This window comes from Streptomyces sp. NPDC048389 (assembly GCF_040706335.1).
In the GTDB taxonomy this organism is placed as follows: domain Bacteria; phylum Actinomycetota; class Actinomycetes; order Streptomycetales; family Streptomycetaceae; genus Streptomyces.
Window position 1 is genome coordinate 55,006 of the sequence record NZ_JBEZKP010000030.1, and the last position, 12,082, is coordinate 67,087.

The 12,082-nt window shown below is 71.5% G+C and carries 10 protein-coding genes; 2 read left to right on the plus strand and 8 right to left on the minus strand.

Annotation, left to right across the window (positions count from 1 at the left end):
* Window positions 1-8: 8 nt before the first annotated feature.
* From AB0903_RS20995 to fxsA, 3 genes are read right to left on the minus strand one after another with little or no spacing between them, the layout of a single operon-like run.
* Window positions 9-782 carry an AAC(3) family N-acetyltransferase gene (locus tag AB0903_RS20995; RefSeq protein ID WP_366704892.1) on the minus strand — a complete coding sequence of 258 codons (774 nt, stop codon included), beginning with the start codon at window positions 780-782 and terminating at the stop codon, window positions 9-11.
* Window positions 775-2,964: a radical SAM/SPASM protein FxsB, inactivated metallohydrolase extension form gene (gene fxsB, locus AB0903_RS21000; protein WP_366704894.1), complete on the minus strand. Its 2,190-nt coding sequence runs from the start codon at window positions 2,962-2,964 to the stop codon at window positions 775-777. The genes AB0903_RS20995 and fxsB overlap by 8 nt, the downstream gene beginning before the upstream one ends.
* Window positions 2,965-3,005: 41 nt before the next feature.
* Window positions 3,006-3,170: an FxSxx-COOH cyclophane-containing RiPP peptide gene (gene fxsA / locus AB0903_RS21005; RefSeq protein ID WP_366704896.1), complete on the minus strand. Its 165-nt coding sequence runs from the start codon at window positions 3,168-3,170 to the stop codon at window positions 3,006-3,008.
* A 250-nt stretch (window positions 3,171-3,420) separates the two neighbouring features.
* Here fxsA and AB0903_RS21010 point away from each other — a divergent pair, with 250 nt between their 5' ends.
* Window positions 3,421-4,329 carry a DUF4231 domain-containing protein gene (locus AB0903_RS21010; RefSeq protein ID WP_366704943.1) on the plus strand — a complete coding sequence of 303 codons (909 nt, stop codon included), beginning with the start codon at window positions 3,421-3,423 and terminating at the stop codon, window positions 4,327-4,329.
* 36 nt (window positions 4,330-4,365) lie between these two features.
* Here the strand turns inward: AB0903_RS21010 and AB0903_RS21015 are convergent, their stop codons facing one another.
* From AB0903_RS21015 to AB0903_RS21025, 3 genes are all read right to left on the minus strand, one after another.
* Window positions 4,366-4,845 carry a hypothetical protein gene (locus AB0903_RS21015; RefSeq protein WP_366704898.1) on the minus strand — a complete coding sequence of 160 codons (480 nt, stop codon included), beginning with the start codon at window positions 4,843-4,845 and terminating at the stop codon, window positions 4,366-4,368.
* A gap of 134 nt (window positions 4,846-4,979) precedes the next feature.
* Complete coding sequence (locus tag AB0903_RS21020) at window positions 4,980-5,882, minus strand: S1 family peptidase (protein ID WP_366704900.1); 903 nt, start codon at window positions 5,880-5,882, stop codon at window positions 4,980-4,982.
* A gap of 912 nt (window positions 5,883-6,794) precedes the next feature.
* Window positions 6,795-7,982 (minus strand): DUF5685 family protein, encoded by a 1,188-nt coding sequence (locus AB0903_RS21025; protein ID WP_366704945.1) that lies wholly within the window; start codon window positions 7,980-7,982, stop codon window positions 6,795-6,797.
* A 278-nt stretch (window positions 7,983-8,260) separates the two neighbouring features.
* On the opposite strand from AB0903_RS21025, the gene sepF reads away from it, so the two are divergent.
* A complete protein-coding gene (sepF, locus tag AB0903_RS21030) occupies window positions 8,261-8,692 on the plus strand; it encodes a cell division protein SepF (protein WP_366704902.1) in 432 nt (143 codons plus the stop codon).
* A 69-nt stretch (window positions 8,693-8,761) separates the two neighbouring features.
* Here sepF and AB0903_RS21035 read toward each other — a convergent pair whose 3' ends face one another.
* Together AB0903_RS21035 and AB0903_RS21040 are read right to left on the minus strand one after the other, a co-directional pair.
* Window positions 8,762-9,952, minus strand: coding sequence for an acyl-CoA dehydrogenase family protein (locus tag AB0903_RS21035; RefSeq protein WP_366704904.1), 1,191 nt, complete (start codon window positions 9,950-9,952; stop codon window positions 8,762-8,764).
* 124 nt (window positions 9,953-10,076) lie between these two features.
* Window positions 10,077-11,819, minus strand: coding sequence for an MFS transporter (locus tag AB0903_RS21040; RefSeq protein ID WP_366704906.1), 1,743 nt, complete (start codon window positions 11,817-11,819; stop codon window positions 10,077-10,079).
* Window positions 11,820-12,082: the final 263 nt, after the last annotated feature.

Below are 12,082 nucleotides of genomic sequence, written 5' to 3' on the forward strand. Positions count from 1 at the left end.
GTCAATCATCACCGCTTTTCGGTCATCCAACCCTTCGCGTGGTCGACCGCTTTCCTGATCGAGAAGAGTCTTGCGGTTCTTCCACCGAGTTGTCCGCTTCGTTCCACCTCGCGGGAAAAGGCAGCACCGACCGCCTCGAAATCACTGTCGTCCAGCACCACGTCCGTGTACTCGGTCCATTCGGAACCGCCCTCCGCCCCCCTCACCACACAACGGTAGGTCCGCAGCGCGGATGCGACCCGGTACTCGGCAAGATGGAACGCGGTGCATTTGGCGAAGCCCACATTGATCATCAGCACCTGGGCCCCGGCACGGTAGAGCGCGCCGAGCGGTGAGCGTTCGCCGAGATGGCAGTCCAGAGGGTGGTCCGCGAGCAGTTCGGCCGCCCGCCGGCCGATCGCCGCGAACGACGTCTGCGGATGCGCGCTGCGCCGGGCTCCCGGCGCGGTCCGTACGGACTCGGCCAGCCGGCCCATCCCCTGACTGGGCGTGGCGGCCGGGTCGAAGGCCGGCATGTCCGCCCGGAAGGCCGCCGCCTGCTCGGGTGTCAGTCCGCGCACCCGGGCCTGATACGCGAAGGAGGTGTCGGAGTTCTCCTCGGTGAAGGCCGGTACCACCAGCGTGCCGTCGGGGCCGAGGATCTCCAGCAGCGCATCGCGCACCGACCGTGCGCCGAGTCCGGTGGCGTGCAGCGACGCGTGGACGAGCAGGGTCATACCGCTGCGCACCCCCAGGGTCCGCAGCGCCTCGACAAGATCGCGGTCACCCGGCGCTTCACCCACCGGCCGCCTCCGCGTACAGGGCTGCGATCAGGCGCTTGCCGCTGAGGGTGGGTTCCGGCGCGTCCCGCAGGGTCTTGAGGGCGAGGAGGGCGTGTGCGGCGGCCGCCGGATCGAGGGGGGCGAGCACGACACGTTCGTACGCCCCGGCCAGCAGCCGCGAGGCGGGCAGCGGTTCGTCCTGCCAGGGGGCGGGGTGCAGCCAGGCGCCGTCCTCCGCGAGGAGGTCCGTGACTTCGCCGACGGCGCGGAGTTCGGCCCGGGCGAAGCCCCGCAGCAGGGCGGCCGCCAGTTCAAAGGGCGGGCCGTGCAGGCCGAGGCCGAGCGCGCCGTAGGCGTGCCGCCCGACAGCGGCCCCGGTGCCTTGCAGGGGCGTCAGGGTGGTGAGGGAGTTCGCGAGTACGGCGGCCCGTCCGGGCGCGGTTTCCCGCAGTACGGCCCAGGCGGCCGCGAGCGACCCGGTGTCCCCTGCGGGGCGCACCGGCTCGCCGAAGCAGTCCCGGTACGGGTCGAGGTCGTCGAGCACGAGCTGGGGCCAGCCGTCGAGTACGGGCCGGTGCAGGGGCCGCCAGCCGGCCCCGGGCTCATCCGGATGGACGCGTAACGTCCCGCGCCCCGGGACACGGACGACCAGCCGGTCCGGGGTGCCGCCCACCTCCGCCTCGCACGGCCCGCCGTCGTCGGACACCCGCAGTTCGCCCAGGGTGGGCAGGAAGAGCGTGCCGGTGGGGCAGCGGACCCGTACGGAGACGCCGAGCCCGCTCCGCACGGCAGCGGCGGCCACATACGACTCCAGGCGCAGAGCGAGCGGGACGGCGCCGGGGCGCTGTCCCCGCAGCGCCTCCAGGCAGGCGTGGAGCCAGGTGCGGGTGTACGGGTGGGCGTAGATCTCGTCCAGGCCGAGTGAGGTCTCGTCGATCGCGGAGGCCAGCTCCCAGGCGACCGACCACCGTTCGCCCCCGCGGCCGTCGAGTTCCTCGTTGAGCCCGGCGAGGGCGTAGCGGGTGAGGTCCTGCTGGAGGATGAGCAGCGCCTCCGGGTCGGTGACGGCCGGGGAGGCGGCGGCGTGCGCCGTGCGCCGCTCGATACCGAGGATCAGCGCCTTGAGGTCGTCGCAGTACACCGAGGTGTTGTCGAAGCCGGAGCCGGTCGCGTACCGGTGGGTGTAGAGCCCGCCGCCGCAGGACCGGACGACCGGGCACTGGCGGCAGGTGGGGCTGACGCCCTCCAGCCCCAGTTGGCGGGCCATGACGCCGGGGTGGCGGGCCACCTCGTCGAAGGAGTGGCGCAGGACGTCGAAGCCGGTGGCGGCCGCGCCCTCGTAGGCGCTCTTCAGCGAGTCCACCTGCTCCAGGGTGCCGTCGGTCTCGACGACGACGAGGTCGGAGGGGGCCAGCCCGAGGGACTCGGTGAGGCTGGGGCCGCCGGCCAGGGTGGAGAACACGGAGTCGAACAGCCGCACCGGCACAGGCCTGCCGCGGGCGTCCCAGCGGTCGAAGACGGCGAGGATCCAGTCGGCGTAGGCAGTGGGCGCTGCGGCCGGCCGGACCGGCGGGTCGTCCCAGGTGGCGTGCGGCAGCAGGAAGTCGATCCGTGGGGGCTCCAGCTCGGCGAGGGCGTCGTACACGGCGACCGGGTCGTTGGCCACGTCGATGGTGCACAGCAGGCCCAGATAGAGGTGGCGGTAGCGCTCCTGACGCAGGAGGTCGACGGCCCGCAGGACGAGCGGATGGCTGGTGCGGCCGTCCGCGTAGCGGCGGTGGCGGTCGTTGGCGCTGCGGTCGCCGTCGAGGGAGATGCCGACCCGGACGTCGAATTCGTCGAACAGATCGAGATGGCGACGGCTCAGCTGAATTCCGTTGGTATGGATCCTCAAGTCGAGCGCGGCGACATTGTCGAGGGCTGCGGTGAGCTCCTCGCAGACACGGCGCAGACGAGCGGGGCCCGCCAGCAGAGGCTCCCCTCCGTGCAGGATCACTGACACGGAGGGCAGGGCATGGCTCTTGGCATGCTCGGCCAGTCGCAGAGCTGTCCAGGAAATCGCTTCGTCAGAGATTGCCTTCGGGCGGGTACGCCAGCTCTGATCAGCGTGTTCGTAGATGTAGCAGTGATCGCAGGCAAGATCGCACCTGCTGTGGACCTTCACAACGATCTGCTGGAAGGGGACCAGTCGGGGCCCTGTCATTCCACCAGTCTAGGGCTGGTGAGAAGCCCTCTGAAGTCGCTTCAGAGCGCCGAGTTGAACGTGGTGGCTCGCACGATGCGCTCCTCCGAAGCGGGCAGTACGCGGGCGAGCTTGCGAGAGGCGTCGTCACCGCGCACGTCGATCTGCGCCAGCGGAACTCGATTCTTCTTCGCAGCGGCGAATGAGGGGGAGGAGTGGAGGGTCATTGGGGGCCGTCCTTGATGTTGTGTTCAGCTCAATGCTGTACTCGGCGGGGATACCACGCACCGTTGCGATGCCGGCGGCACGACTTTACCCTCATGGCCACTCGCAGCAACTCAGCACGGGAACAAGCTGTGAAAAGAGTTTCAGCACATTCTCGCAGCACCACGGGGAACAAGCGATTCCGCCTAAAGAGTGATGCCAGAACCGCAGACGGGGGTATGCATGAGCGAGCTTTCGAGCCCTTTGCAGAGCATGGTTCTCCACAATAATGATCTACCGGTTCTCTACCACCGCACGGATGCCGTCGCCGTCGCCCGCCAGCGCGAGGCCGTCGCCGGCACCCGGTACCGGCTCCTGCTGCTGGTCGCCGGAGCCGCCCTGGCCGCCCTGCCCACTTCACTGAGGCTCGGTGACTCCTTCCAGATCCCTGCGTTTCTCAGTGCTTTGGCGTACGCGGGCGTACTGGTGCTGGGGTACCGCGCCACCCGCCACAGAGCAAAGTCGCATTGGCAACTCAACCGCTCTGCGGCCGAGTTCATCAAGTCCCTCTGCTGGCGCTACGCGGTCCACGGCGCGCCCTTCGACTCACGTCTCCAGGAAGCCGCGGCCGATGATCTGTTCACCGCTCGTCTGGAGGAAGGCTTACGGGAGTTGGCCAAAGTCGGCTGGGAGGATCCCCGTACCGAGGACGGCGACACCGCGACCGGCGACCTGATCACCACTCCGATGCGCCGGCTGCGGGCCAAACCCTTCAGCGTCCGCAAGGAGACCTACGTCAGGGACCGGCTGATCGAGCAGCGCAACTGGTACCACCGGCGTACGGAGGTGTCCCGCCGCGCGACCGCGCTCTGGTCCGCCTCGATCGCACTGCTCACGCTCTTCGCCCTGTTCTTCGCCACACTGCGCACCTTCTCCGTGGCGGACTCCTTCCAGGTGCAGGGCGTGCTGTCCGCAGCGGCCGCCGCCTGCCTGGCGTGGAGCGAGATCCGCCGCCATCAGCCGCTGATAGCCGCCCACTCGCTCGTCGAGGAGGACCTGGCGGCCATGCACACCGCCATGGAGACGACGGTCACCGACGCCCAGTGGCCGTCCGCGGTCTACGAGACCGAGCGCATCGTCTCGCCCCAGCACACGGACTGGCTGGTGAGGCACCGCAGTTGACGCAGGGGGTGCGGGCGCCGGTCGGCGGGCGGGCGCTCAGTCGCGTTTCAGCCCCTCGCGCCAGATGACCGTCACCGGCTTCCCCAGGTCGCGGGCGTAGCGCACGATGTCGCCCGTGCCGCCGTGGCCCCGCGCCGGGAGGCCGTCCCAGACGGCGAGCAACCGGTCGCAGTGGTCGGCGATGTAGGCACCGGCCGCGAAGTACGCCTCGTCGGTCGAGAACGGGAAGGCGAGTCTCACCTCCCGCGTGGCCAGGCTCCTCAGCCGCCGGTACCGGGCGAGCTCCTCCGGGGCCGTGAAGCCCTGCTCGTAGTCGCCGCTGGGGATGACGGCGGTCAGTTCGGCGCCGCAGTCCAGGGCGATGTCCGCGAACATCTGGTCGGCTCCCACGGCAAGGCTCGACAGTGCCTCCAACGAGCCCCGATGCCCGCAGAGCACCGCACGCAACCCGGCCCCGACATGGTCCAGCGCCTCCGGCGGGATGCCCCGGTGGCCGGTCACTCCGATGCGTTTCACTTCGCGCCGCAACCCCCGTCACTGGCCGCCCCCGGCCGTCCTGACATCCTCCGAAAAAAGGGGCGGGACGTCGAGCCCCCGTCCTGGTGGAGGACAGGGGCTCGATGTTGTCGGTTGCCGCCTGACGGTGAGCGTCAGTAGACGCTCACTCCGTACCGGTTGAGCGCTTCGACCACCGGCTGGAAGAACGTCGTCCCGCCGGTCCGGCAGTTTCCGCTGCCGCCGGAGGTGAGGCCGATGGCCTGGCTGCCCGAGTAGAGCGGGCCGCCGCTGTCGCCGGGCTCCGCGCACACGTTGGTACGGATCAGACCGCGCACGATGTCACCGCCGCCGTAGTTGACGGTGGCGTTGAGGCCGGTGACCGTACCGCTGTGGGTGCCCGTGGTGGAGCCGCTGCGGGTCACGGACATGCCGATGGTGGCGTCGGCCGCTCCGGTGATGTCCCGGTTGCCGACGGTGCCGGGGTGGGACAGCGAGGTGTTGGAGTAGCGGACGATGCCGTAGTCGTTGCCCGGGAAGCTGGAGCCGGCGGTGGGCCCGATGGGCGTGGAGTGCGAGGAGTTGGTGTACCAGGTGCCCGCGCCGTCGGTGCAGTGACCGGCGGTCAGGAAGTAGTAGGTGCTGCCGCTGCGGACGTTGAAGCCCAGGGAGCAGCGCCAGCCTGCGGACGCGTAGATCGCGTCGCCGCCGGAGATGAGCTTGGAGAAGGTGCCGGGGGTGCGTTCGACGCGCAGGGCGCCGGCGTTGGCTCCGGCCTCGCGCCTGATCTTGGCCAGTTCGGCCTTCGAGACGGTGCTGTCGGCCGTGACGACGAGTGTGCCGGTGTCCTGGTCGACGTGCCAGGCGGTGCCCGCCACGTCCGCTTCGAGGACGGCTTCGCCCACTGCGGCGAGCTGCCGGGTGCTGAAGGTCTGTGCCTCATGGGCGTTGGCGGTGGGGACGGCCAGGGCTGCGGCAGCCGTCAGGCCGGTGGCTATCGCGATCAGACGGGTGCGTCTGGCGGTGCGGGTGCGGGGGATGGTGCGCCTGATCCTCACTTGTCTTTCCTCCCGAGGGGTGGACGGCCCGTCCGTGGGGGTCTGGGCCTGTGAGGCGCGGCCGTGAGCACTCCCGGCGTCCGGCATCCGGGTCGCCCGGATATCGGACAGGCCGTGCTCCTGGCAAGCGCTGTTCGGGAGTATTCGCGGCGTCAACCAACCCCGCAAGGGTGCCTTTCGGCCGCGATGCACACGCACCGCGAAGGGCCCCGGCTGCTCGTGCCCGCCGGGGCTGTGCCGGGTCCGTGGCGACCCGGGCTGTCGCACCTGGGACGTGTCAGGCCGTCATGAGGTTCCGCCCACCTGCCGAACCGGCAAGGGCGGATCGTGGTGAACACGGCCTCGCTGCACAGCCCCTGATTGCCGATCACGTCCGGCCGCATGCTCCACCCCGATGCCACGGTCACCTCGTAAGGGACGAGGCGGCCGGCGAGCGCACCCACCGCGGGCCGCACGGCACGACCTCGGCGCCGACGAGCCCGGGCCTCACCACCGGGCCTCACCCGTCCACGCCACCGCAGGCCCCTCACCACCGGGCCTCACCCCGTCCGCGCCCCGCAGGCCCCTCACCACCGGCGCCGAGCGCCACGTCGTCACCGCAGGCCCCTCACCACCGGCGCCGAGCGCCACGTCGTCACCGCCCGCATCCACCGGACGGCCGGAATTCGCCCCTCCAAGTGGTCCGTGGGCCAGTACGTACCGGCGACGGCAGCGAACCGTGCGACGCCGAGACGGCGGCAGGCCGCCGGGCCCGCTCCGCCCCCGCACGGCCGCAGCCCCCGCCCGGCCGACGGCAGGGAACCGCTCGCCTGCGGGGCCGGACGGCGGACGCACTCCGCCGCGACCCGGCTGACGGGCCGCCTGCCCGCCCTCCGGACCGGACGCGCGGCCCCTCAGTTCGCTGACGCGGTGTCAGCAGTCGCAGGAGCAGTCCGGGCAGTCGCAGTCCCGGCAGCAGCCCTCACGCTTCTTGCGCGACCACGGTCCCTCGTACTCCTTGGCGCAGCACAGCCGGCAGGTGCAGCACAGGCCCACGAAGACCGCGCAGCCGGCCCAGAACCCGCGGCGCGGCGGCCGCTGCGGACCCTGGCGGTCTCCCGGCCGCGGGGGCGTTCCGCCGGGGCCGCCGCCATGAGGGCCGCTCATGTACGGGTTCCCGCCGTACGGCCCCCGGGTACCGCCGCCCTGGTACGGGTTCCCGTGCAAAGGCGGCTGTGTTCCCCCGTAGCCCTGGTGTGCGCACGTCGTCGTGCCGAAGGCACGGTCCACCGAGGTGCGCAGCTCGTGGGCGAGGAGCACGTGCACCAGTCTGTCGTCGGTGAAGTGCGCGTCGCGCAGCGCCAGGCGGATGCCGCGCAGCGCGTCATCGGCGAGGCGGCGGGCCTCGGCGAGCGGGGTGCCGGTGGCCGTGAGGGGGTTCCACGCACCCGTCGCGGCGTCGGCCCGCTGGTCCTCCACGGCGTCCAGTAGATGCGCCGGCCTGCCGAAGAACCGGCCGGCCTCGGCGAGCGGCGCGACGTTCTCCGGCCGGCCGGCGAGCACGGCGGTGTGGCCGAAGGCGGCAGCCGTGGCGGTCTCGGTCGGTTCCGTGACGGTAAGGACGGAGCTGCCCGGTCCGGCCGACGCCTCGATACCGGCCTGCCGGTCGACCGCGTCGAGCAGCACCGCGGTGTCGAAGCCGAGAGCGGCCCCGGCGCGTGCGCCCGCCCGGCCCCAGCCGGCGGAGACCCGGCGGGCCGCGGCGGCCACCGGCCTGCGGGCCAACACGCCGTCGCCGTCGGTGACGTGGTCCCGCACCTTGGCCGACGCGAGGACCAGGGAGACCGCGGCGGCCAGCCGCGCGCCTTCGCCGCGGGCGACGGGCGCGGTGCGCATGGCGCGCAGCGGGCAGGGCCCGGCGGTGCGCCGCTGTGCGGGGGTGCGTTCGGCCTGAGCCTCCGTCAGGACCGAGACGATCAGGCCGTCGTAGTTGGTGACGAGGCGGGCGAACTGCCCGTGGTCGGCCCGAAGTACCAGACAGAGTCCGCACAGATGGGCCATCCACTCGGTCTTCAGCCCGTCGGTGAGCCGATGTGAGCACGGTCTGACGATTCCGAACACGACGGCCCCCCGCGAGTCGCTGAGATGTGCGGTGGGCATCGGATCGATGCGGTCGTTCACCCGTACGTGCCGAAGGTCACCCGTCCGGCCCGACTTTTATATTTTCATCCCTTCACGCCCCCTGTGGCGGGCGGACCTTGACGAATCGCCACATCTTCTGCACCAGTACCGTCACGAATCCCCTGCGCGGCGACTATCCACTTGGCGCCCGATCCGCATCATGGACGACGATAGGGGATATGCGGAACCACAAGTGACCGCGATGAAAGGAGGCGTCCATGGGATCGGTGCGTAAGGCGAGCGCCTGGCTCGGACTCGTCGAGGACGACGGGCGTTACTACGACGACGACTACGCCGAGGGTGCTGAGACGAGTGACGCGTGGGTCACCGACCCCCGTGTGCGGGTCGCCTCCGAGTCCGCGCAGCAGGAGGGCCGTCGCATCGCGACGGTCTCCCCGGACGGCTTCCGGGACGCCCGCGGGATCGGCGAGCTGTTCCGTTCGGGCGTCCCCGTCATCGTGAACCTCACGTCGATGGAGCCCGGCGACGCCAAGCGGGTCGTGGACTTCGCCGCGGGTCTCGCCTTCGGGCTGCGCGGCTCGATCGAGCGCGTCGCGACGCGGGTGTTCCTGCTGACCCCGGCCGACACCGAGATCGTCAGCGGGGACCCGGCGGGCCGTGCCCAGGACGGGTTCTTCAACCAGAGCTGAGCACGCGCCGCCGTCTCCCCGCGGTCGCCGGTCAAGCCCACCGGCCGCCGCGGCCGGACCTCACCGGATCTACCGGAACGCGTCGAGGCCGGTGAGCGCCTTGCCCAGCACGAGTTGATGCATCTCGACGGTGCCCTCGTAGGTGAGGACCGACTCGAGGTTGGTCGCGTGTCGCATCACGGGATACTCGAGCGAGATGCCGTTCGCCCCCAGAATCGTGCGTGAGGTACGGCAGATCTCGATCGCCTCGCGCACGTTGTTGAGCTTTCCGAAGCTGACCTGCTCGGGCCGCAGCTTCCCCGCGTCCATCCGCCTGCCGAGGTGGTGGGCGAGCAGGATCCCCTTGTGCAGTTCGACGGCCATGTCCGCCAGCTTGGCCTGGGTGAGCTGGAAGCCGCCGATCGGCCGGCCGAACTGCTCCCGCGTCTGCGCGTACGAGACGGCCGCCTCGAAGCTGGAGCGCGCGGCGCCCATCGAGCCCCAGACGATTCCGTAGCGGGCGTGGCTCAGGCAGCTGAGCGGGCCGCGCAGGCCGGTGACGTCCGGGAGCACCGCGTCGGCGGGCAGTCGCACCTCGTCCATCACGAGTTCGCTGGTGACCGATGCCCGCAGCGACCACTTGTGCTTGATCTCGGGCGCCGAGAAGCCGGGGGCGTCGGTGGGCACGACGAAACCGCGGATGCCGTCGTCGGTCTGCGCCCAGACCACGGCGACGCCCGCCACGGAGCCGTTGGTGATCCACATCTTCCGGCCGGTGAGCACCCAGTCGCCGCCGTCGCGCTTGGCGTAGGTGCGCATACCGGCCGGGTCGGAGCCGTGGTCGGGCTCGGTCAGGCCGAAGCAGCCGATGATCTCGCCGGCGGCCATGCCGGGCAGCCACCGCTGCTTCTGCTCCTGGGAGCCGAAGCGGTGGATGGCGTACATGGCGAGGGAACCCTGGACGGAGACGAGCGAGCGGATGCCGGAGTCTGCGGCCTCCAGTTCGAGGCAGGCCAGCCCGTACTGGACCGCGGTGGCGCCGGCGCAGCCGTAGCCGTCGAGCGACATGCCGAGTGCGCCGATGGAGCCGAGCTCGCGGGCCAGGTCGCGGATGCCGGGGAGCTCGCCGCGCTCGTACCAGTCGGCGATGTGCGGCAGGACGCGATCGGCGGCCCAGGTGCGGACCGTGTCGCGGACGGCGAGGTCCTCGGGGCTGAGGAGGTCGTCGATGCCGAGCGGGTCGCCGGGGTCGAAGGACGGAAGCTTCGAGGCTCTGGACATGGCGTGACCTCCGGCGGCTCTCACACTGGGCATTCCCGCGGCCGGCGGGCCGGCGGGAGGGTTGCGGACGGCTCGACCCGGAAACTAGCAGTGCTAGCCAAAGGGCCTCGCCAGACGTTACGACTCAGTGTGCCGTGCGTCCAGACCCCGCCGTCTCGGCGGCAGCCGGCCTGCGGCCGGCCGGCACGCCGGCCCGGTGGCGCTGCTCCGCGCCGACGGAGTTCCGGGCGCCGGAGGCATCGCTCCCCCGCTCCCCCGGCTCCTTGTTCTCGCGGCTCGCCGGGATGGCCGCCGGATCCGCCTGCCCCGGCTTCCGGCAGGTGTCCACCGTGCCGCACTCCATGGCCCTCGGCAGCCACAGCGCCGCTGCCGCACCGAGGAGCAGCAGTCCCGCACTGACCAGCAGCGTGATGTGGAGACCGTGCACGAAGGAGTTGCGAGCGGTGGACCGCAGCACCTCACCCGCCGGGCCGCCGAGCCGCTCGGCGACCTGATACGCCTCGCCCAGCGAACGGGCGGCGGCCGAGCTCGCGGACTGCGGGACCCCGTTCACGGACGACAGCGCGGGGGCGTACGCAGCGTTCATCACACTGCCGAGGAGGGCGATGCCCATGCCGGCGCCGAGCTGGTACGAGGTCTCGCCGATCGCGGCGGCTCCACCCGCCTGCTCGGCGGGGGCCTCGCTGAGCATCGACTCGTACGCGCCGAACAGCGTCGTCTGCAGCCCGAAGCCGAGCAGGACGAACGCCGTGGTCAGCAGCAAGGGGCGGTCGTGCTGGCCCATCACGGTCAGCAGCAGGACGGCGGCGGCGGTCAGCACGAACCCCCAGCCGACCATCCGGCGGGGGCCGAGGCGGTTCAGGGTGTGAGAGCCGGTGGCGCCGGCGGCCATGGCGGCGAAGGTCAGGGGCAGCAGCCGCAGACCGGTCTCCAGCGGGGTGAGTCCGAGGACCAGCTGAAGGTACTGGACGGCGATCAGCTCGAGGCCGACCAGCGCCAGCATGGCGAGGACGATGCAGCCGACGGAGGTGGAGAAGGCGGCCCTGGCGAACAGCCTCATGTCGATGAGCGGATGCGGGCGGCGCTTCTGCCGCCCCACGAACAGCACCAGCAGCACCGCGCCGAGGAGCAGCGGACCCGCCACACCCGGGTGGAACAGGCCGGAGCCCGCGCCCAGCCGCTTCACCCCCAGGACCACGCCGAGCACACCGCCCGCGGCCATCAGCGCGCCGAGGACGTCCCACGGGCCGTTCCCGCCGCCGCGGGACTCCGGCAGCAGCCAGCGGCCCGCGGGAACGATCAACGCCATCAGCGGAATGTTGATCAGGAAGACGGAGCCCCACCAGAAGTTCTCGACGAGGAAGCCGCCGACCACGGGGCCGATCGCGGCGCCCACCGCGGCCACGGCCGTCCATATACCGATCGCCGTCGCGCGCTCACGCCGGTCGGGGAAGACGGCGCGCAGGATCGAGAGCGTCGCGGGCATGATCATCGCGCCGCCGACCCCGAGCAGGGCACGGGCGCAGATCAGCACGTCCGGGGTGGGGGCGAAGGCGGCGACCGCCGAGGCGGCGCCGAAGATGCCGTAGCCGATCAGCAGCACACGGCGTCTGCCGATCCGGTCTCCGAGGGTGCCGAAAAGGATCAGCAGCGCGGCGCAGACCAGAGGATAGGCGTCCACGATCCACAGCAGCTCGACACCGCTGGGGCGCAGGTCCTCGGTGACGGCGGGGACCGCGACGTGCAGCACGGTCGCGTCGAGCGCTACGAGCAGCAGGCTCACGCACAGGACGAAGAGGACGACCCAGCGGTTGGCCCCGCCGCCGACGGAGCGCAGGCGTGCGCCGGCCGTGGGCGTCACGGACATGTACGTACCTCCCGGTGAGTCCCTCGCACGCGGCGGACCGGCCTGGACGGAGGTGTGGGCGCCCCGACCTGACGGCCCGGCGTCGACGGGCGAGTGAGTCGACAGCGTACGCGAGTTCGCGCGCGGCGCACGTGGTCGATCTCTCACGGGACCGGACGCCCGGTGTGGCGTGCGCCACTCGGCGGGGCGGCTGTGGACGATCTTGGCGGGCCACGGCGGGGCGAGCGTGGTGGATCTTGATTCGCCTGAACATCCCGAGAATT

Coding starts and splice junctions, on each gene's coding strand:
- fxsA (WP_366704896.1), bottom strand. CDS start 3,170: ATGACCCTCCACTCCTCCCCCTCATTCGCCGCTGCGAAGAAGAATCGA.
- AB0903_RS21010 (WP_366704943.1), top strand. CDS start 3,421: ATGGTTCTCCACAATAATGATCTACCGGTTCTCTACCACCGCACGGAT.
- fxsB (WP_366704894.1), bottom strand. CDS start 2,964: ATGACAGGGCCCCGACTGGTCCCCTTCCAGCAGATCGTTGTGAAGGTC.
- sepF (WP_366704902.1), top strand. CDS start 8,261: ATGGGATCGGTGCGTAAGGCGAGCGCCTGGCTCGGACTCGTCGAGGAC.
- AB0903_RS21035 (WP_366704904.1), bottom strand. CDS start 9,952: ATGTCCAGAGCCTCGAAGCTTCCGTCCTTCGACCCCGGCGACCCGCTC.
- AB0903_RS21040 (WP_366704906.1), bottom strand. CDS start 11,819: ATGTCCGTGACGCCCACGGCCGGCGCACGCCTGCGCTCCGTCGGCGGC.